The following is a 19,680-nucleotide window of genomic DNA, read 5'->3' as shown; positions in this document are numbered from 1 at the left end:
CCGGGGAGGTGGGCTGATCAGGCGGCGGCGGCCAGGAAGCGGTCGGCGGTGCGCAGCGACAGCGCCATGATCGTCAATGCCGGGTTCGCGGCGATGGCGGAGGGGAACACCGAGTTGTCGCAGATCCACAGGTTCGGGATCTCGTGCGAGCGCCCGTCCGCGTCCACCACACCGTCCGAGGGATCGGTCGACATGCGGCACGTACCGATCGTGTGGGCGGTGCGGGCGAGCACCATCGTCTCGCGGGCACCCGATGCCTCCATCACCCGCAGCATGAACGCCGTCGCGTGACGGTCCATCGCCTTCTCGTTCTCGCCCGCGCTGAAAGTCACCCGGGCACGGGGGATGCCGAACTCGTCGGTCTCGTCGACGAGGGTCAGCCGGTTGTCATCGGACGGCAGACACTCGCCGTTGATGCCGATGCCGGCCATGAACCGCGACTGGTCGAGCCGCTGCATCAGATCGGGGCCCCACAGCCCCCCTCCGCGCACGAGCGTCGTCGAGAAGGTCAACGGCATGACGCCGAGGCTCTGCAGGAGATACCCGCCGGCGAAGTCGGCGTCGGCCGGACGCATCATGTCCTCGCTGATGAGCGACGACGGATAGCCGCGATGTCCGCGCACCGGCTCGTCGAATCGGCCCCACACCTGCGTCGCACCGTGCGCGAGGAAGTTGCGCCCCACCTGGCCGTTGTCGTTCGCGAGGCCCGTGTGCAGCAGGAGGCGCGGCGTCTCGACCCCGCCGCCGGCGAGCACGAGCGACCGGCAGCGCTGTCGCACATCCACACCGCCCTGGCGGTACACGACCGCGGCGACATGCCCGCGGGCATCGAGCTCGATCGCGTGCACCATCGCCTCGGCGCGGATCTCGGCGCCAGCGGCGACCGCCGCGGGAAGGTACGTGTTCGCCGTGGAGGCCTTGGCATCCACCCGGCACCCCTGGTGGCACTCGCCGCAATTCACGCACGCGCTGCGCTCGCCGTGGTGATCCTGCAGTCGGGCGCGCGTGAGGACGGCGGCGGGGGCATCGGCCCAGCGGATACCGAGGGCGTCGCAGCCCTTCGCGACCAGGTTCGCCGGCGCGTTGCGCTTCGCCGGGGCGTACGCGTACGTGCGGGCCGGATCCCACGGGTAGGGGGTCGGGCCAGAGACGCCGATATCGCCCTCGACACGCTCGACGTACGACAACAACTCATCGGGGTCGACGGGCCAATCGCGCCCCACGCCGGATTCGGTGCGCAGGGCCAGATCACGCCGGTCGGGGCGCGGGGTGAATGCGCCCCAGTGCAGCATCGAACCGCCGACGCCGCGGCCGCTGTTGTTCGGCCCGAACGCGGTGGGGTCGTCGCCCCCGCTCAGGCGCTCCGACATCCAGTTGATCTCGACGGCCTCGGTCTCGTCGGCGGTGAGATCGTCGAGTGCGAAGTGGCGACCGGCCTCGATCGCGACGACGCTCAGGCCCTTCCTGGCCAGCTCGGATGTCAGGGGCGCACCTCCCGCGCCCGTCCCGATCACGACGACGTCGACCGTCTCGTCCGTGCCGAATGTGCGCATCTGCTCGAGGTTCATGCCGCGTCTCCTGTCGTCACGGTGCCGCCGACACCGGCGGGCTCCCAGTCCTCGCGGCGTCCGAGCCGGAGCTCCACGTACCCGCGCATGGGGCTGCCCCCGGTGGCGAAGCCGTCGTATCCGACGCGCGCCATGCTCGCCGGGTGCGCCAGCCACTGGCGCACGAGGTCGTTGCGGGCGTCTTCGAGCCACAACTTCAGACGAGCCGCGTCGAGGGGGCCATCGGCATCCGTCGTCCCCTCGATCGCGGCGCGGAGAACCTCTTCGCGGGCTGTCGGATCGGTCGGCCAGACTCCGGAAAGGGTGTCGAGCCCGGCGCGGTAGGCCTCGGGATCGGGCGGTAGGTCGGCGTTGCGCCACCCATCGCCCTCGCCGCGCGCGAGCTGTGCGTCGACGCGGGCAGCCAGATCGATGGGAGGGCCGTCCTGCGGCGCGACGAGGTCGGCGATCTCGCGCAGCAGCGTGAGCTGCGCGACGTCGAGCACGGAGGGCGCGTAGCCGCGGTCGTCGGGAACGGCACGGAGATTCAGGATGCCGCGCACGCGGGCATCCACACGGTCACCCGCGATGAGCGTCGCCCAATCGTCAGGGATGACGGGTCCTGGCAGAACCTCGTCGTCGACGAAGTGCGCGATGGCCTCGGCGGCCTCGGAGGTCCGCTCGAGCGGGATCAGGTGACCGGTGTCGTCGAGGGTGACGAAACGGGCGCGCGGATAGACGGATGCCAGGAGCCCCGGCTGCGCGGCCGCGCCGAGATCGGCGTCGTCGGTGCCGGCCAGGACGAGGGCGGGGAGATCGAGGGTGCCGACACCGGCCGAGGCGTCGACACGGCTGCCGGTCTCGAGCCAGGCCCGCCACGCGGCGGGGGCGGTACGCCCCAGATCCTCGCGGGCGAGGTCGTGTGCGGGGGCGTCGAGCGGCTCGGCCGTGTTCTGATCGATGAACGTCTCGGCATCGACTTCGGACAGGGCTCCGTCGGCGACCCACGAGAGCATGCGCTGGCGGCGCTCCTCGTCCATCGGCTCGGGACGCGGGGGTGACGGCGCCATCAGTACCATGCCGGCGAGTCCGACCAGCGGTGCGTCGCCGCGAAGGACACGGGATGCCACCAGGGCCGCGATCTTGCCGCCCATGCTGTGCCCGCCGAGGATCCAGCGACCGCGCGCGTGCCGGGCGAGATGCGTGATCACGTGGTCGACCGAGGCGTCGAGCGACGAGTCCGAGGCCGCCGCGAGCGAGCCGAAGCCGGGGAGATCGATGCCCTCCACGCGCACGCGGCCGTCGAGACGATCGGCGAGGCGGTCGAAGGATCGGGCGCTCGCGCCGAGCGCATGAAGCAGATAAAGGGTCACGGGCGCCCCGCCCGGGGCGGTGGCGTTCTCGGAGGGCATGTGCTCACGCTCGCTCACTCGCCGAGTCGGGGAGGGTCGGTTGCGGATCGGGGCGTTTTGCGCAAGAGCGTCGTACGTCGGCGGAGAGGCGGGCCGTCTCGCGGGTCGAGGGGCTGGGGACGCCGGGGCCGGGGGCGGTGCCGGGGCGCGCCGAACCGCGGAGCACGAGGGCATCCCGACCCGGAAATCACGCCGGCGGGCGTCGGCGGCGTCGGATTCCGGGAGTCGCGCACATCTGTGCTGGCACAGGGGCGCGGCGCCCCGATACGCCCGAGAGCCCCGACCGTGGGGGCGGCCGGGGCGCTCGGGCGGGCGGGTCGTCGGCTTACGGGGTCACCATGCCGCCGTTGACGTTCAGCGTCTCGCCCGAGACATAGCTGGACTCCGCCGAGGCGAGGAACACGAACGCCGGGGCGATCTCGGCCGGCTGCCCCGCACGCTGGTAGGTGCTCTCGTCGTCGAAGTGCTCCATCTGGTCGTCGGACACACCCTGACTCACCTGCAGCGCCGACCAGGTGGGTCCGGGGGCGACGACGTTGACGCGGATGCCGCGCGAAGCGAGCTGCTGGGCGAGCCCCTTCGACAGATTGTTGATGGCAGCCTTGGTGGCGGCGTAATCGAGCCGGTCGGGGGCGGGAACGTACGCCTCGAGTGAGGCGGTGTTGATGATGGTGCCGCCCTCGGGCAGGTACGCGAGCGCCGCCTTCGTGATCCAGAACGGTGCGAAGACGTTGGTTCGGAAGGTCGACTCGAACTGCTCGTCACTGAGGTCTTCGACCTTCTCGACCATCACCTGCTTTCCGGCGTTGTTCACCACGATGTCGAGGCCCCCCAGCGCTTCGGCCGCGCGATCGACCAATTCGCGGCACGCGGCCGCCTCGGTGATGTCGAGCGCGATGGAGGCGCCCGTGCGTCCGGCATCCCGGATCTGCGCGAGCACGTGATCGGCGTCTCGCTGCTCGCCGGGAAGGTGCACGATCGCCACGTCGGCGCCCTCACGGGCGAAGGCGATGGCGACCGCTCCGCCGATGCCCGAGTCTCCACCGGTGATGAGGGCCTTGCGCCCGACCAGGCGGCCGAGGCCGCGGTAGGTCTTCTCGCCGAGGTCGGGAACGGGCGTCATGTCGGCCTGAACCCCGGGCTCGGGCTGGTGCTGCACGGGCGGCTCGACGCGCGCGTAACGGGTGACGGGGTTGTCGAAAGTGAACTGGTCGCGATCGGAGGTCATGCCCCGACGCTAGGCACCCGGATGCCGCGCGGCCTGGGCCTTGACGCGACCGGTCGTTGCGGCGATCGGGCTCGACCGGGCGCTCAGCACGTCGTCGATCACGTCCGACACCCGCTGCGCGGAGGCGCGCCACGAGAAGCGCTCGGCGTTGGCCAGGCCCGCGGTGACGAGGTGTGCGCGCAAGGTCGGGTCGTCGACGACGCGCCCCATGGCGTCGGCCAGATCGGCCTCGTCGTAGGGGTCGACGTACACCGCCGAGGAGGCGAGCACCTCGGGCAGGGATGCGGCGAGCGAGGCGATCACCGGACACCCGCACTGCTGCGCTTCGAGCGGAGGGATGCCGAACCCCTCGTACAGCGAGGGGAAGACGAAGGCGATCGCGCCGCGGTACAGCGCCGTCAGCTCGTCGTCGTCGACGCGACCGAGGAAGCGAACCCGGGCGTGAGAGCCGTCGTAACGCTGCCGCGAGAAGCTGTTCGTCTGGCTGCCGACCACGCGCAGCTCGACGTCGGGGTGCGTCTCGGCGAAGCGCTCGAATGCCGCCAGCATGCGGGCGAAGTTCTTGTGCGCATTGGGCGAGGACACCGCGAGCAGATAGGGGCGACCGGTGGCGCCCTCGCCCGGGTGGAAGCGGGCGTCGGCGCCGTTGTGGACCACTGTGAACCGTGCCGGATCGACACCGAAGTGGTCGGCGATCTCGCCGCGGGAGAACTCGCTCACCGTCAGAAGGCCGTCGCTGCGGGCGATCAGGCGCGGCACGACGACGCCGTAGACGGCCCGGAAACGGCGACCGAAGCTCTCAGGGTGCCGGATGTAGGTGATGTCGTGATGCGTGGATATCTGCGGCCGGTACCACGTCGGCCCCGTGCTCGCGAGGTTGAGCAGGAGCTCGCGACGCCGTCGCGCGAACAGCGGCAGATCGAGCTGCTCCCACACGTGACCGCGGGTACGGCCGACCTGCACGATGCGCGTCGGGTCGAGTCCGGCCGTGTCGACCTCGCCCGGCGGGACGGCGAGGATCACGTCGTCGCGACGCACGAGGAGCTCGCGCGCGATCTCGGTGGCGAAGCGCTGGATGCCGGTGGTGTGCTGCGTGAGGAAGCGCGCGTTGACGACGGTCATCGTGACGACCGCTCTCGCGGGGCGAGGGCCGCGGCGTAGAGGGCGAGCGAGTCCTCGCCGACCCGGTCGTCGGTGAGCGTGCGTCGTGCCCAGTCGAGCGCCGCCGCGGACATGCGCTCGCGGAGTGCGGCGTCGTCGAGGAGAAGGGCGGTCGCGGCGATCAGCGCTTCGTCGGTGCTGCGCACGAACCCGGTGATCCCGTCGGCGACGGTGTCGCGATTGCCGACGACGTCGGAGACCACGGCGGGCAGCCCCTGGGCCTGCGCCTGGATGAGCGACAGCGACATGCCCTCCCAGAGGGAGGGGAACAGCAGCACGTCGAGCCCGTCGATGTACGCCGCCAGCTCTTGCGGGGAGACCCAGCCGGTCACGTGCACCGGAGCGTCGGCGAACCATCTCGTCTCGTCGTCGGGCGCGCCCGCGCCGATCCAGACGAAGTCGGCGCGGTCGTCGAGCACCCGGGCGGCGGCGGCGAAGCGCCACGGGGCTTTCTGATAGGTGACGCGGCCCACCATGCCCACCACCGGTCGCCGCATACGGTCGGGGCGTCGCGGACGCCGCGAGACGGTGTCGGAGGCGACACCGGTCTGCAGGAGGTGCGCGCGCGGGGGAGCCAGAGCCGACTGTGCCAGGGCGTACTCCGACGGCGACGTGAGGATCAGCGTGGAGTGGCGGGCGAGGCGTCGCTCGATGAGGCGGAGTGCGGCTCTAACGGCGGAGGGCAGGTCGAGACGCAGGAACGCGAAACCGTGCGGCGAGTAGAAGACCGTGGCAGGGTCTCGGCGCCCGCGCAGCGCCCGCCGGACGATCGCCCCCGCGAAGCTCGAGTGCGCGTGCACCACGTCGACGTCACCGACGTCGCGCATCGTGCGGTGCAGCGCGCGGAGGTCGCCGAGCCGCGAGCCCGTGGACAGTCGCGTCAGCTCGACGTCCGGGTGGAAGCGCGCGCGCAGCGCCTCGCCGGACGGGGTCTCCGGGCGAGGGAGGAACAGCACGCGCACCTCGGCGCCGGCCTCGGCCTGGCGGCGCGAGATGCTGTCGACGACGCTGAGGACGCCGCTCCCCATCGCTTCGGTCACGTGCAGAACGCGCATCATGCGGTCGTCATCTCCATCCAGGTGCGGGCGATGCCCTCGGTCAGGGACAGGTCGTCGTCGGTGCCGAACTCGTCGACGAAGCGGCTGACGTCGAGCACGACGTGGTCGACGAAGGTGGCGGGCTTGGGGGCGGTGCGCACCGGGAAGTCGCGGCCCACGACATCTCGGACGGTCCCGAGCACCTCCGCCACCGACGTGCCCTGGCCGCTGCCGAGGTTGTAAACGCGGTGCCGGGGCTCCGAATCCACCATCCGCAGGATGCGCCGGATCAGATCGTCGACGTGGATGTAGTCGCGGATCATCGACCCGTCGCCCAGTTGCACGATCGGCTCTGCGCGCAGGATGCGGTTGAGGGTGATCGGGATGACGCCCTGTCGCTTCGACGGGTTCGCGTTCGCTCCGTACGGGTTCGAGATGCGGAGCGAGACGGCGTCGAGTCCGGCGGTCGCCGCGTAGTAGTCGATGTACCGCTCGACCGTGAGCTTGCCGATGCCGTACGGAGAGACGGGGGCGGCGGGGGCGTCTTCGACGAACGTCGCGCCGGGCTGTGGGCCGTAGATCGCGCCGCCGCTGGAGGCGTAGAACAGGCGATGGATGCCGGCTCGGGCGCACAACGCGAGCAACTCGACGCTCTGCTGGACGTTCGTTCGCAGGTCGATGGTGGGGTCCGCATCGGCGGTGGCCGGCGTGGTGGTGGACAGGAAGTGGAAGACGTAGTCCTGGCCGGACACGGCGGCGGCGAGGTCGGCGACGCTGAGGAAGTCTCCGGGAACGACGGTGAGGTCGGTGGACGCGAAGGCGCGCGTGCCGCGGCTGAAGCGATCGAACGCGGTCACCTCGTGACCGGCGCCGACGAGGGCGTCGGTGAGGCGGGAGCCGAGGAAGCCGTTGGCCCCGATGACCAGGCAGCGCGCCATCAGCGACGAGCCGGGGAACGGTCGGTCATGTGCGGGGCCCTCTCAGCCGGGTGACGACGGCCGCCGATGTCACCTCCGCCGGATCGTCGCCGCGATGAGACGAAGGTCGCGGCGGGCGAGGAGCGGGATCAGCGCCGACACGACGATCGCCCAGACCCCGGCGGTGCAGGACAGGCGGGCGAGGGGGTCGAGCGGGGTGAAGAAGGCGGCGTCCGCGAGAGTCGCGGTGGCCCACGCGGCACCGAAGACGGCGACGGGCGCGAGAGCCGCCCGCATGAGCACGCTCGAGCGCACACCGGTGCGCGGCAGGAAGACGACGGCCGCCGCCGCCCACAGGAGGATCTGTCCCGCAGCGATCGCGAAGGCGACGGCCATCGGTCCCTGGAACGACAGGGCCACCGCGAGCGCGATCATCGCGACGCGGCCCACCGCCTCGGACGCCAGCAGGACCACGGAACGCCCGGTCGACACGAAGGCCCAGTACTGGGGGTACCCGAGCGTCTGGAACACCGCAGCGACCGCGAGGACGGGCACGAAGGCCGCGGCATCCGCCCACGCGGGTCCGAGCACGACCTCGATGGCGGGCCGCGCGGTGGCGACGAAGAGGCTGAGATAGGCGAAAGCGGGATAGCAGAGGACCGTCTGGAACCGTGAGAGACGCGCACCCACCTCGGCCGGTCCGGGTGCGTCGGCGAGGTGGGGGATGACGACGCGCGTCAGCGGGGTGATCAACTGGTCGATCGGCAGATTCACCAACTGAGTCGCCCGGTTGAAATAGCCGATCACCTGATCGGTCGCGGTGCGGGCGATCATGATCGTGCCGACATTCGTCGATGCGTAGTTGAGGGCATGGACCAGGAAGGTGTTCCCCCCGAAGGTCAGGAGTCCTCGCATCTCGGCCCCGCGTCGGGGGAGACCGGGATGCCACGGGGTCAATGCGAGCGCGAAGACGAGCGTCACGGCCGCGGCGAGAGTGCCCTGCAGGGCGAGCGCGAGGTACCCGCCGCCGAAGAGGGCCACGACCACCGCGACCGCCAGTCCTGACAGGTCGCCCGTCAACTCGGTCAGGCCCAACCGCCCCAGGCGCCCCGAACGGTTCAACTCCACACGGAACTGCGCGCTGGCCGACCGCAGCAGGAAGGCGGGCGCGAGCAACAGCAGCACCGTCACGAGTCGGTCGTCGTCGAAGACGGCGGCGAACGGGTGGGCTATCGCCACGACGAGAGCGGCCGCGAGCCCGCCGATGCCGGCGTTCATCCAGAAGAGATTCGTGCGTTGGCGTCCGTCGAGGGAGGGCGCGCGCAATGCCGCCATGCTGAGGCCGAAATCGCCGAGGACGGCGGCGAGCCCCGCGAGGGAGGCTCCGAGGGCGACGATGCCGAAGTCGGCGGGCCCGACCAGTCGCGCCAGGACGACGATTCCGAGGATCTGCGAGACGTATCGTCCCCACTGCGCCCCGAGGAGGAAGAACGCCCCCTTCCTCCGGGGGGCGACGACGTCGGTCGTGGTCACGGGGTTCTCCTTGCGCTGTACGGTGACGGCCGTGAGCACGCTAACCAGCGAAAGAGCCGCCCCCGGAGGCCCCCGTTCGTCGACCCCCGGGTTAGTCGACTCCGTACGCGCCCGCCGAGCGATGGTGATCTTGGTCTGGGCGTACTCGATCGCGTCGCCCGTCGTCGAGACGGTGTTCAGCGACCGCCAGCACTACGTGGAGGGCAAGACCTCGGCCGTCGCTCTGGCCCTGACGCTCGACAGCCTCGGCGCGATCGTCGTGCCGGTCGTCGCCGTCGCCACCACCTTCTTCGTGGGGCTGTTCTGGAGGGTGACGGCGCCGAGCCTGATCCTGGTGATCGCCCCCGGTCTCGTGCTGGCAGCGAACGAACTGGTCCACGGGCGCCCACCGACGCTCGGCCTGCTCGTCACCGCGGCAGTGGGCGCGCTCTTGGTGAGTGTGCGGGTGAAAACGCCGGACCTCGCGCTGGTCGGCTATCTCGGCGCAATCGTCGCCGCGGCCTCGATCGCCGCGGTCTACCTGGCACCGTCGAAGGTGCTCATCGCAGGCGGCACGAACAGCTTCGACAAGTCGTTGACGGGGGCGCCGTTGCTGGCCGGGATCTTCACCCACTCCAACACCTTCGGGATGTTCCTCTCGCTCGCCCTGCCGTTCGTGTTCCTCGCGCGACGATGGCCCGTGCGGCTGGTGTTGTTCGCCGTCGTGATGTGGGCGCTCATCCTGTCGTCGTCGCGGACTGCCCTCGTGGGGGTCGCGGTCGTCTTGGCGGTGCTCCTCCTGGCCCGGGTGCTGCCGCGGAGCGCGTTCGCTCCCGTCGCCGTCGGGGGCTTCGCCGTGGCGGTCTTCGCCGTGTTCTGGCTGCCGTTCACCGAGACCGATCCCGAGGCGTACACCTATCGGGGAGCCATCTGGATCTTCGATAGGCAGCAGCTCGGCGACCACTGGTTCTTCGGCCTGGGCGCCCACTGGTTCGCCGACAACTACGCCCTGTTGAGATCCGTGCTCTCGAGCGCCGCGAGCCACGCGCACAACCTCGCCCTGACGGCACTGATGCAGGGCGGGGCGGTGGTGCTGGTCGCCTGGGGAGCGCTCCTGGTGATCGCGCTCTTCGCCACACTGCGTCGACCGTCCGCGCGGCAGCGCGGCGTCGGGGTGGCGTTCGTGATGGCGCTGCTGGTGATGGGGGCGACGGAGACCCCGTTCGGTCTGGTGGGGTGGGGTCCCCTGTCGGCATCCGCCCTCATCCCGCTATTCGTCCTGGCCGGCCAGGGGTGGGTCGAGCGGGAGGAGGACGAATTCACCCGCGCCCTGGATGCTGCCTCCGTCCCGCTCACCCGTGCGGCCCTGCGGGCGCGCCGTCGCTGAGCCCCTCTCGGTTCAGCGACGCCGCCGCACCCAGTCGCGGATGCCGCGCCGGAGGCGGATCCATCGCGCTCGCTGCGGGGTCGTGGCGGAGTGGCCCGCGTGGCGGGCGGAGGCCATCGCGACATCGTCGGGCGGCCAGACGAACCGCAGGATCAGCCGTGCGCGCATCGGCCAGGACACCCCGCTCATCGCCATCCAATAGGCGCGGACGTGGTCGGGCTGCTGCCGCCACGCCCAGTCGCGCGGGGTGCCCGCGGCATCCGCTTCGAGGCTGCCGGGGGCGGTCAGGGGCTCGAGCTCGAGACGCAACGCCGGGACGGCGCCGAGTTCACGCGCCCGAGCGACGCTTCCCTCGACACGGGAGAGGAAGGCCCGCGCGGAGGCCGAGGTAGCGGGGGTGCGCGGGCCGGCGCCGATCTCGGGACGTACCGCGTGCAGCGCCGCCAGCACGGCGTGCGTGGCGGGAGCGGGGACGAGCACATCGACGGCGCCGAAGCGCAGGGGGACGGCGTCGCGGAGCACGAGCGCGAAAGCCCGGTCGTCATCGAGCACGAGCCCGGCGAAGCGTCGGTGGATGTCTATCTCGCACCCCCATCGCCGGGGGGTGAGCGTCGCCGTGTGGTGGATCGTCGTGCCGCGCCAGGGGTCGGGCGCGAGGTCCCAGCCCCACGGGACTAGTTCATCGGCGAGCTCGTCGACGCGTGCGGGATCGCACCAGAGGTCGACGTCGCCCGAATGCTCGCGTTCGCGCAGGCCCTGGAGGCGGAGGGCGGGACCCTTGGTGAACACGCACGCGATGCCCTGGTGCGCCGCCACACGCGCGACGAGGGCGTAGACGAGTTCGTGCAGCGGTGACGAAAGCGTCGGGGGGTGCAGCGCGGTGATCTGTGCGGGGTGCGATGCCGCGACCGTGACCAGGCTCAGAGCGCTGAGGTGCGCCAGGATCGCGTTCTCTTCGGGGGTGAACGACGCCGGTGCGACGGGGCCGGCGGCGACGAGCCGCCGCCAGAGGGTCGCGCCCTCGCCGACCAGGCACAGGGCCTCGCCCGGCCGCGTCGGCAGCACCAGCACGTCGGCGTCCTCGGCGAAGTGGTCGGATCCGCGGATATCGAGCGCGCCGTACGCGATCGGGATCCACCCGTGATCAGGGGGGACGGAACTGCGCATGAATGACCTCAGGGAGACGGCGGGTGACCTCTCAGTCTTGCCGTCTCACCGGTGCCACCGGGGCCAGGTCACCGGGACGCCCCCTTCAAATCACCCGCGCAGGGGCGAATCTCACCAGCAAGGGGCGATCAGCGGATGCCGCCCCGGTAGACCAGACGCGTGGGGACGAGGTGCGTGTGGGAACCCGTCGCCGGCGTGGCGGCACGAGCGAGCAGAGTCTCCGCGGCACGGGCACCGAGATCGGCGACGTCGTAGTCGACGATGCGGATGCGACGGGGCAGCAGACGTGACAGCTCGAAGTCGTCGAAGCCCGCGACGGCGACGTCGGCCCCGCGCGGGAGGATCGCCTCCAGCGCCCCGATCGTGACGCGGTTGTTCGCGCAGAAGACGGCCGTGGGAGCGCCGTCGCCGTCGAGCAGCCGCTGCATCGCGTCGCGGGCCATGACCGGGGTGTGCAGGCCGTCGACCACCAGCGCCGGGTCGGGCGTCCGGCCCGCGGCGGCGAAGGCCTCTTCGACGCCGGCCCACCGCTGGGACATCGTGTAGATGCTGCGGCGATCGAGCAGCACGGCGATGCGGCGGTGTCCGGCGGCGAGCATCTCGGCCACGGCCGCGCGCGCGCCCCCGCGGTTGTCGAGCAGGATCGCGTCGGCCGGGATGCCGCTGCCGGGGCGGTCGAGGAAGACGACGGGGGTGCCCAGTTCGACCTCGCGTGCCAGATAGGCGTGGTCGTCTGCGGTGGGGACGACGATGAGACCCCCCACCTGGCGCTGGCACAGGTCGAGTGCGAGGGAGCGCTCGATGTCGGCATCCTCTTCGCTGGAGGCCATGACGAGGTGCATGCGCTCGCGGGCGGCGATCGTGGAGACGGCGGCGGCGACGGCCATGTAGAACGTGTTCGACAGGTCGGCGGCGATGAAGCCGATGGTGTCGCGGCTGCCGGAGCGAAGGCTCGCCGCGAGGGCGTTGCGGTGGTAGCCGAGGCGCTGCACGGCGGCGGCGACCCGCTCGGCCATGCCCGGGTCGACGTTGGGTTCGCCGTTGATGACGCGCGAGACGGTCTTCAGGCTCACTCCGGCGTCGGCGGCGACGTCGACCATCGTGGGCCGGCCGGTCTTGCGCATGAGTCTCCTCGGATGCCGTCGGGTGCGGCATCCTCCGAGCATAGGGATGCGGGCCGGCCGACTCCGGGATCCGCGCGCCGGCGGGGGCCGATGCGCCCGTCGAGTGTCACAGACACGCCGCCGCCGCGCGACGGATGCGGCGAGTCCTGGACACTCGACGGGCTTGTCGGGAGGAGGTCAGAGCTCGGGGGCGACGAACGTCCCGTTCTCGTGCGACGCGATCGCGGCGGCGAAAAGGCGGTGCGTGAGCGCGGCCTCCTCGGGACGGACGCAGCCGAAGCCGTCGCCCAGCTCGCCCACGTACTCGGCGAGGAAGGCCGCCCACATCTGCAGGATGGCATCCGAGAATCCCGATTCGAAGTTCGGGCCCGTCACCGTCGGCCATACCGATTGGCTGCCGACGTCGATCCTCTGCCAGCTCTGCTCACGGCCGACCCCGGGCACGTCGATGAAGGCGAAAACCTGCACCTCTTTGGGGTTCTTGGTGCTGAAGCGCACGCCGCCCGACATGCCGATGGCCTCGAACTCCCAGGTGTTCTTCTGCCCGGGCGCGATGCGCTTGGTCTCGGTGGTGAGCGGGAAGGCCGCGCCGTCGTGGCGGGCCCACGAGTGGATGACCGCGTTGTCCCACGTATCGCACGGCTGCAGGGTGCCGTCGGGGCCGGGGCGCTCGGTGACGACGTCCTGCAGGATGCCGACGACCTTCTCGGGCGTCCAACCCAGGCGCAGCGGCACGTGCCACGTGTGCATGCCGAGGTCGTTGAGCACGCCCGCGTCGCCGCAGAACTGCTTCTGCCGCTTCCAGTTCAGCGGCTTGTTCACATCGATGTCGCTGGCGTGGAGGAACGTGCATTTCGCCTCGACGATGCGGCCGAGGGCGCCCGACGTGACGTAGTCGACGGCCCACTGCGCACCGGGGAAGAACGGCATCTCGCTCGAGACGCGGACGAACGACCCGGCCGTCTCGTCGATGGCGGCGACGACCGCGTCGGCGGCGGCGCGGTCGATGCCGAACGGCTTCTCGGCCAGCAGCGCCTTGCCGGCGCGGATGGTGTCGACGTACAGGCGCTCGTGCAGATCATGGCGCACCGCGATGTAGACGACGTCGACGCGCGGGTCGGCGAGGAGCTCGTGGTGGTCGGTCGTGGTCAGCTGCACGGTGTCGATGCGCTCGAAGAATTCGAGGGCGGCCGGGTTGATGTCGCATACGGCGACGAGCTCGGGCTCGGCCGGGTGATCGATGAGCGCCGGCCAGCGGCGCAGGGCGGCAGCGATCTCGCGGCCCATGAGGCCGCCGCCGATGATGCCGATTCCGACCTTCTTGCCGGTCATTCCTGGTCTCCTTCGCGAGTGGCGGGGATCGTGGCGCGGGCGTCGGCGGTCGTGGCGGCGAGGCTGCAAGAGGCTGGGACCTGGAGCGGGCTCACGCGGCACCGCCGATGAGGGCGAGGGCGTCGTCGACCGAGGCGTCGTCGTGGACGACCGCCATGAGCGCCGCGGTGATGCCGGCCGGGTCATGGTGCTGGATCACGTTGCGGCCGTAGACGATGCCGCGCGCGCCCTGCTCGAGCACGGCCCGTGTGCGCTCGAGGAGCGTGCGGTCGTCGACACGGCCCCCGCCGCGCACGAGGAGCGGGGTGTCACCCGCCGCCTGAATGACCCGGTGGTACTCGGTGATGTCGTCGGTGGGGTCGGCCTTGATGAGGTCGGCGCCGAGCTCGCGCGCCTGGCGGACGAGGGTGACGATCTTGGCGGTGTCGCCATCGACGCCGTAGCCGCCGGTGCCGGGCTTGGTCTGCATGACCAGCGGCTCGATCATCAACGGCATCCCGTACCGCTCGGCGTCGGTGCGGAGCGCCAGGATCGATCGGATGCACTGCTCGCGCACCTGCGGCTCGCCGGGCAGGTCGAGCAGGTTCACGCAGACGGCGACCGCGTCCAGACGGACGGCGACCTCGATGGCATCCGGAACGTGGATGCTGTGCAGGGGCGATTCGAGCGGATCCCCGTAGACGTTGGCGATGTCGGTGCGCAGCACCAGTCCGGGCTTCTGCTTGCCGGGGACGGACTGCAACAGGGGCGCCTGGCCGAGGGTGAGCTGAACGGCGTCGGGGCCGGCGTCGACGAGCGTCGCGACGGTCTTCGCCATGTCTTCGATACCGGTGAGGAAGTTGTGCTCGTGGAACGCGCCGTGATCGACCGCGACGTCGAGCGCGCGGCCGGATTTCGCGTTGAAGAGGCGGTGGAGGCGGGGTTTCGACATGGGGTGTGGGTCTCCGAGACGTCGTGTCGGGGCGCTGCTCTGCGCTCGTCGGTCAGTATGCGGGTGACGAGACAACGTTGTCAATCACTGCTAGCGTGAGCCGCGCAACGGCGAGGAAGGCGGGGCTCATGGGCGAGCTGTACGGATCGACGGTCGACGAGGCGCGGCGGCGCACGGGTTCGTTCGCGCAGGTGGCGAGCGTGGAAGCCTCGGTGCGCACCGATGGACCGGATGCCGGAACCCGGCGTCTGCGGGTGATCGCGGGAGAACTCGAGGTCGAACTGCTGCCGGACCGCGGGCTCGACATCGGACAGGTGCGTCACCGCGGGGTGCCACTGGCCTGGGTGTCGCCGACGGGGTGGCTACGACCGGGCGCCGGGGGCTTCGGGGCGTCGTTCGGCGGGGGCCTCGTCACGACCTGCGGGCTGCTGTCGTTCGGCCCACCGTCGGTCGACGCCGAGGGGGAGCATCCGCAGCACGGGCGGTACAGCGGGCTCGCGGCATCCGTCACCCGATCGGAGGTCTCGGATGACGCCGTGATCGTGGAGGCGACCGTCGTGGAGGCGACCGTGCTCGGCGCGCACCTCGAACTGCGCCGGCGTGTGCGGCTGCCGTTCGGGGCGGGGCGGATCGAGCTGCGTGACGAGATCGTGAACCGCGGCTCGCGCGCGGTCGAGCCCATGGTGCTCTATCACGTCAACCTCGGCTGGCCGGTGATCGATGCCGGCTCCGTGCTGCGCTCGCCGGCGGAACGGGTGCGCGCCCGCGATGCGGCGACAGAGGCGGGTCTCGCGTCGTGGGCGGAGTTCCCCGAGCCCGTCGCGGAGTACCCCGAGCAGGTCTTCGCGCACGAGCTGCCCGTAGACCGTCGTGTCGCCGCCGAGGTCGTGTCGCGGTCGGGGCTCGGCATCCGGATCTCGTTCGACACCGCCGTGCTGCCGGGGATGTTCCAGTGGCGGGTGGCGCAGGAGGGCGCGGTCGTCCTCGGCGTGGAGCCGGCGACGGCGGCGACGATCCTCGGGCGCGCCGACGCGCGGGCGGCGGGTCTGCTGCGCGAGCTCGGGCCGGGATCGGCGTGGGAGCTCGGCCTCGACATCGATGTCATCCGAGACGGATCCGTGACTTGACAACGTTGTCCCGCAGGCTCATGCTGACTCCAGCAGAGCCCGAACGAGGGTTCCCGATCCGCAAGACAACGATGTCGGAGCAGCGATGACGCACGAGCGAGAGACGGCCGGCGAGGCCACGACGCTTCGGCCGCGCGCTCGGCTCATCGACGTCGCGACGGCGGCAGGCGTGAGCCCCAAGACCGTGTCGCGGGTCATCAACGACGAGACAGGGGTGCTGCCGCCCACCCGGGAACGCGTCCTGCGTGCCGTGCGCGAGCTCGGCTTCGTGCCCGACAGGAGCGCCCGCGAGCTCAAGCGCCGCGACGCCGACACCATCGGCATCCTGATCGACGCCATCAGCGACCCCTTCTTCGCCGCGTTCGTCAGCGTCGTGGAAGAGCTCGCGGTCGCGGAGGGCCTCAGCGTCATCTTCGCCAGCACCGGCTACGACGCCGCCCGCGAGAGCGCACAGCTCGAGCGCCTCACCGGGCACCGACTGGCGGGGCTCATCGTGGCGCCCGTGGCGGTCGCGGCCTCGACCCTGGCGGCCCTGCGCACCCGCTTTCCCGTGGCCTGCATCGACCGGGTGCGCTCCGGCATCGACGCGGTCGTCATCGACGACTTCGGGGCGGCCGTCGAGGCCACCGCCGCGCTGATCGCTCATGGACACCGACGCGTGGCCTTCATGGGCGAGGACGTGCCCTACCCCACCGTCAGCGACCGGCTGGCCGGTTACCGCTCGGCCCTCGCAGCCGCGGGGCTCCCCTTCGACCCGTCGCTGGTCGTCACCCACGAACGCTTCGGGCGCGGGGAAGCCGCCGAAGCCTCCCGGCTCCTCGAGCGTGACGACGCCCCCACCGCGCTGCTGTGCGCGACGAGCCTCGCCGCGATCGGCACCGTCCGCGCCATTCGCGCGAGGGGACTGAGAATGCCGGCGCTCATCTCGTTCGGCGACTTCACTCTCGCCGAGGTGCTCGATCCCGGCATCACCTTCGTCGACCACGACCCGCGGCTTCTCGCCACGGCCGCGTTCTCGCTGCTGCGAGAGCGCGCCGAACGCCCCGACGAGGGGCCCGCCCGCATCGTCGTGCCGACGCGCCTCGTGCCGCGCGGATCGGGTGAGGTCGCCCCGGCGGGTCGGCCGGTCGCGGTGGCCTTCGCGGAATCGGAGCGGCGCAACGGATTCGGACGCGGCTTCGCGCCCGATGCGATTCTGTCGCGGCGTTCCGAATCTGCGTCGTCGGCGACGCTCCCCGCCGTCCTCGTCGAGCCCGCCGCAGCCCTCGTCGCGACCGCGCTCACCCTCGTCCACCCCGAGCCGGGCGGCGATGCCGCCGTTCCGGCCGCAGCCCCGATCGGAGCCCCGTGACGACGCCCGTCCTGCTGCCGCCCAACCCCGTGCAGCACTTCTACCTCGGCGGCGACCGCATCGCCGCCCTCCGCGGCATCGTGCCCGAGACCGACCGTCAGCCTGAGGAGTGGCTCGGCTCGACCGTGTCGCGCTTCGGCTCCGATGACATCGGCCTCGCCGTCACCGACCAGGGCGCCTTCCTCCGCGACCTCGTCACCGCCGACCGTGCGTCGTGGGTGGGGGCACGGGGCGGGCGGGATGCCGCCGATCTCGGCATCCTGGTCAAGCTCCTCGACGCGCGTCAGCGTCTTCCCGTGCACGTGCACCCCGACCGCGGGTTCGCGAGCACCCACCTCGACTGTCCCTACGGCAAGACCGAGGCCTGGTACGTGCTCGAGACCGAGGACGACTGCGCCGTGCACGTCGGCTGGAACCAGGACGTCGACCGCGACGAGCTCGATCGCCGCCGCGACGCGCAGGACAGCGAATGGATGCTGTCGCGCATGAACCGCGTGGTCGTGCGTGCGGGTATGGGTGTGCTCGTACCCGCCGGGACGGTGCACGCGATCGACGGCGGCATCTTCGTCGCCGAGGTGCAGGAACCCACCGACTTCTCGATCCTGCTGGAGTGGTCGGTGACCACCTCCACCCGCGAGGAGTCGCACCTCGACCTGGGCTTCGACGCGGTCATGCCCGCGGTGTCGACCGAGAAGATGGATGCCGAGGCCCTCGACGCTCTCATCAGCACGGCCGGCACGACCCCGGCGGGGGCGGACTTCCGCTCGCTGCTTCCGACCGTCGCCGACCCCTACTTCCGTCTGTTCGACGCCGCGGGGGAGACCGCGGCGCGCGAGGCGGGCTTCGCGGTGGTGCTCGTGCGCGAGGGGTCCGGCGCGATGGTGTCGAACGCGGGCTCGACCGATGTCGAGCGCGGACAGGTGTACGCCGTGCCGCACGCCTTCGGCGCGTGGCGCCTGACCGGCGAGGCCGAGGTGCTCGTGGCATCCCCCGGCGTCGGCTGGCCCGGCACCCTCCGCGGTGGGGGAGTTCGGTGAGCGACTACGTCGTCGGCATCGACATGGGAAGCACCAGCACCAAGCTGCTGGTCGCCACCCCCGACGGGCACCAGGTGCTCGTCGTCAGTCGACCCTCTCCGTGGACGAACCTCGACCACGGTCGGGCCGAGATGCCCGCCGAGCGCGCGATCGCCGTGGTGCGCGAGCTCGCCGCCGAGGCGGACGCGCGGCTGGACGACGGGTATCGCGTGATCGCCCTCGCCGTCTCGGGCATGGCGGAGGCGGGTGTGCTCCTGGATGCCGAGGGCACCGCGCTGGCGCCGCTCATGGCGTGGTTCGACCCGCGTGGCGCCGAGCAGATCCTGGCGACGCCCGCGGCGTTCCGCGCCGAGTTCCTCGGCCGCACCGGGCTGCCGGTGGGGCCGCTGGCATCCATCGCGAAGCTGCTGTACCTGCGCGAGAGCGGCATCGCGCTCGCCGGAACGACCTTCCTCAACGTCCCCGAGTTCGTCGTGCACGCCCTCGGCGGGCCGCGGGTGGCCGAGTACTCGCTCGTCTCTCGGACCGGGCTCATCGACCAGGACGACAGCACCCCGTGGGCCGCGGCCCTCGACGTGCTGGGCGTCGACGAGTCGATCCTCGGTGCGCGCGTCAGTGCTGGGGAGGCCGTCGGGGCGCTGGACGATCCCGCTCTGCCCGCGGGCTTCCAGGGAGCCGCGCTCACGATCGCCGGACACGACCACCTCGTCTCGGCCGTCGCCGCCGGTGCCACCCGCACGGGCCAGCTGTACGACTCGATGGGTACCGCCGAGGCGCTCGTGCGCGTGCTCGACGACACCCTGCCGTTCGACGCCCGGGAGCGACTCGCCCACGCGGGCATCAACTGCGTGCGCCATGTCATCCCCGGTAAGTACGTGCTGCTGGCGGGCACGAAGTCGGGGCTGCTCATGCGGCGCGTGCTGCAGCTGCTCGGGATCACGGATGCCACGGGCCGGGCGCGCATCGATGATGCGGCCATGGCACTGCCCGTCGACGGCACCCTCGCCGACGGCGGCCTCGAGGTCTCGGGCGCGCGCAACGACGACGGCGTGCTGAAGATCGTCGCGCAGAGCGACGGGCTCAGCCCCGCCGAGCTGTTCGCGGCGAGCCTGCGCCACGGCAACGACATGCTCGCCGAATGCATGGCGGTGATGGACCGCGAGGTCGCTCCTCCTACTTCGACCGTGCTCACCGGGGGGTGGTCGACCATGGCGTCCGTCGTCCGCTCGCGCTCGTCGCTTCTGCCGGAGGTCACCGTGTCGACCCACGACGAGGGCACCGCGTACGGGGCGGCGCTGTTCGCCGCCTTCGCCGCCTCGACCGGATCGTTCGAGCACGTCGCCGAGACGTTCCTTTCTTCCTCTCTCGTCTCCGACGAGAGCGTGCTTCTCACCAACGAAAGGAGCTGAC

Annotated in this window: 16 protein-coding genes; 5 read left to right on the top strand and 11 right to left on the bottom strand. The window is 71.4% G+C overall.

Features of this window, described 5'->3' with window-relative positions; translation table 11 throughout:
* Positions 1-17: 17 nt before the first annotated feature.
* From ACXKZF_RS13665 to ACXKZF_RS13635, 7 genes are all read right to left on the bottom strand, one after another.
* Positions 18-1,568 carry a GMC family oxidoreductase gene (locus tag ACXKZF_RS13665; protein WP_488984554.1) on the bottom strand — a complete coding sequence of 517 codons (1,551 nt, stop codon included), beginning with the start codon at positions 1,566-1,568 and terminating at the stop codon, positions 18-20.
* A complete protein-coding gene (locus tag ACXKZF_RS13660; protein ID WP_488984553.1) occupies positions 1,565-2,959 on the bottom strand; it encodes an alpha/beta fold hydrolase in 1,395 nt (464 codons plus the stop codon). Before ACXKZF_RS13660 ends, ACXKZF_RS13665 begins: the two co-directional genes overlap by 4 nt.
* Before the next feature lie 325 nt (positions 2,960-3,284).
* Positions 3,285-4,187, bottom strand: a complete 903-nt coding sequence (locus tag ACXKZF_RS13655) for an SDR family oxidoreductase (protein WP_488984552.1) — start codon at positions 4,185-4,187, stop codon at positions 3,285-3,287.
* A 9-nt stretch (positions 4,188-4,196) separates the two neighbouring features.
* Positions 4,197-5,309: a glycosyltransferase family 4 protein gene (locus ACXKZF_RS13650; RefSeq protein WP_488984551.1), complete on the bottom strand. Its 1,113-nt coding sequence runs from the start codon at positions 5,307-5,309 to the stop codon at positions 4,197-4,199.
* On the bottom strand, positions 5,306-6,406 hold the full coding sequence (locus ACXKZF_RS13645) for a glycosyltransferase (RefSeq protein ID WP_488984550.1): 1,101 nt from the start codon (positions 6,404-6,406) through the stop codon (positions 5,306-5,308). Before ACXKZF_RS13645 ends, ACXKZF_RS13650 begins: the two co-directional genes overlap by 4 nt.
* On the bottom strand, positions 6,403-7,323 hold the full coding sequence (locus ACXKZF_RS13640) for an NAD-dependent epimerase/dehydratase family protein (protein ID WP_488984549.1): 921 nt from the start codon (positions 7,321-7,323) through the stop codon (positions 6,403-6,405). The genes ACXKZF_RS13645 and ACXKZF_RS13640 overlap by 4 nt, the downstream gene beginning before the upstream one ends.
* 69 nt (positions 7,324-7,392) lie before the next feature.
* On the bottom strand, positions 7,393-8,835 hold the full coding sequence (locus tag ACXKZF_RS13635) for an oligosaccharide flippase family protein (protein WP_488984548.1): 1,443 nt from the start codon (positions 8,833-8,835) through the stop codon (positions 7,393-7,395).
* A gap of 31 nt (positions 8,836-8,866) precedes the next feature.
* Between ACXKZF_RS13635 and ACXKZF_RS13630 the strand changes: the two genes are divergently transcribed.
* A complete protein-coding gene (locus ACXKZF_RS13630; protein WP_488984547.1) occupies positions 8,867-10,201 on the top strand; it encodes an O-antigen ligase family protein in 1,335 nt (444 codons plus the stop codon).
* A 12-nt stretch (positions 10,202-10,213) separates the two neighbouring features.
* Here ACXKZF_RS13630 and ACXKZF_RS13625 read toward each other — a convergent pair whose 3' ends face one another.
* The 4 genes from ACXKZF_RS13625 to ACXKZF_RS13610 form a co-directional block, all read right to left on the bottom strand.
* Positions 10,214-11,368, bottom strand: a complete 1,155-nt coding sequence (locus tag ACXKZF_RS13625; RefSeq protein WP_488984546.1) for a nucleotidyltransferase family protein — start codon at positions 11,366-11,368, stop codon at positions 10,214-10,216.
* A 128-nt stretch (positions 11,369-11,496) separates the two neighbouring features.
* Positions 11,497-12,492 (bottom strand): LacI family DNA-binding transcriptional regulator, encoded by a 996-nt coding sequence (locus tag ACXKZF_RS13620; RefSeq protein WP_488984545.1) that lies wholly within the window; start codon positions 12,490-12,492, stop codon positions 11,497-11,499.
* Between the two features lie 177 nt (positions 12,493-12,669).
* The gene (locus ACXKZF_RS13615; RefSeq protein ID WP_488984544.1) at positions 12,670-13,824 is read right to left on the bottom strand and encodes a Gfo/Idh/MocA family protein; all 1,155 of its coding nucleotides are present in this window, start codon (positions 13,822-13,824) and stop codon (positions 12,670-12,672) included.
* A 91-nt stretch (positions 13,825-13,915) separates the two neighbouring features.
* Entirely contained in the window at positions 13,916-14,755 is an 840-nt protein-coding gene (locus tag ACXKZF_RS13610) for a class I fructose-bisphosphate aldolase (RefSeq protein ID WP_055960316.1), read from the bottom strand.
* A gap of 128 nt (positions 14,756-14,883) precedes the next feature.
* Between ACXKZF_RS13610 and ACXKZF_RS13605 the strand changes: the two genes are divergently transcribed.
* From ACXKZF_RS13605 to ACXKZF_RS13590, 4 genes are all read left to right on the top strand, one after another.
* Positions 14,884-15,882: an aldose 1-epimerase family protein gene (locus ACXKZF_RS13605; RefSeq protein WP_488984543.1), complete on the top strand. Its 999-nt coding sequence runs from the start codon at positions 14,884-14,886 to the stop codon at positions 15,880-15,882.
* An 85-nt stretch (positions 15,883-15,967) separates the two neighbouring features.
* On the top strand, positions 15,968-17,233 hold the full coding sequence (locus ACXKZF_RS13600; protein WP_488984542.1) for a LacI family DNA-binding transcriptional regulator: 1,266 nt from the start codon (positions 15,968-15,970) through the stop codon (positions 17,231-17,233).
* Positions 17,230-18,270, top strand: coding sequence for a class I mannose-6-phosphate isomerase (locus tag ACXKZF_RS13595; protein WP_488984541.1), 1,041 nt, complete (start codon positions 17,230-17,232; stop codon positions 18,268-18,270). Before ACXKZF_RS13600 ends, ACXKZF_RS13595 begins: the two co-directional genes overlap by 4 nt.
* On the top strand, positions 18,267-19,679 hold the full coding sequence (locus tag ACXKZF_RS13590) for an FGGY-family carbohydrate kinase (protein ID WP_488984540.1): 1,413 nt from the start codon (positions 18,267-18,269) through the stop codon (positions 19,677-19,679). Before ACXKZF_RS13595 ends, ACXKZF_RS13590 begins: the two co-directional genes overlap by 4 nt.
* Position 19,680: the final 1 nt, after the last annotated feature.

This window comes from Microbacterium sp. ABR10, assembly GCF_057812175.1.
This window is presented reverse-complemented; position numbering and strand designations above follow the sequence as displayed.

Excerpts from the sequence above, each read along its gene's own strand:
- ACXKZF_RS13665 (WP_488984554.1), bottom strand. The coding sequence starts at position 1,568 with ATGAACCTCGAGCAGATGCGCACATTCGGCACGGACGAGACGGTCGAC.
- ACXKZF_RS13615 (WP_488984544.1), bottom strand. The coding sequence starts at position 13,824 with ATGACCGGCAAGAAGGTCGGAATCGGCATCATCGGCGGCGGCCTCATG.
- ACXKZF_RS13610 (WP_055960316.1), bottom strand. The coding sequence starts at position 14,755 with ATGTCGAAACCCCGCCTCCACCGCCTCTTCAACGCGAAATCCGGCCGC.
- ACXKZF_RS13600 (WP_488984542.1), top strand. The coding sequence starts at position 15,968 with ATGACGCACGAGCGAGAGACGGCCGGCGAGGCCACGACGCTTCGGCCG.
- ACXKZF_RS13660 (WP_488984553.1), bottom strand. The coding sequence starts at position 2,959 with ATGCCCTCCGAGAACGCCACCGCCCCGGGCGGGGCGCCCGTGACCCTT.
- ACXKZF_RS13650 (WP_488984551.1), bottom strand. The coding sequence starts at position 5,309 with ATGACCGTCGTCAACGCGCGCTTCCTCACGCAGCACACCACCGGCATC.
- ACXKZF_RS13605 (WP_488984543.1), top strand. The coding sequence starts at position 14,884 with ATGGGCGAGCTGTACGGATCGACGGTCGACGAGGCGCGGCGGCGCACG.
- ACXKZF_RS13645 (WP_488984550.1), bottom strand. The coding sequence starts at position 6,406 with ATGATGCGCGTTCTGCACGTGACCGAAGCGATGGGGAGCGGCGTCCTC.
- ACXKZF_RS13625 (WP_488984546.1), bottom strand. The coding sequence starts at position 11,368 with ATGCGCAGTTCCGTCCCCCCTGATCACGGGTGGATCCCGATCGCGTAC.
- ACXKZF_RS13655 (WP_488984552.1), bottom strand. The coding sequence starts at position 4,187 with ATGACCTCCGATCGCGACCAGTTCACTTTCGACAACCCCGTCACCCGT.
- ACXKZF_RS13640 (WP_488984549.1), bottom strand. The coding sequence starts at position 7,323 with ATGGCGCGCTGCCTGGTCATCGGGGCCAACGGCTTCCTCGGCTCCCGC.
- ACXKZF_RS13620 (WP_488984545.1), bottom strand. The coding sequence starts at position 12,492 with ATGCGCAAGACCGGCCGGCCCACGATGGTCGACGTCGCCGCCGACGCC.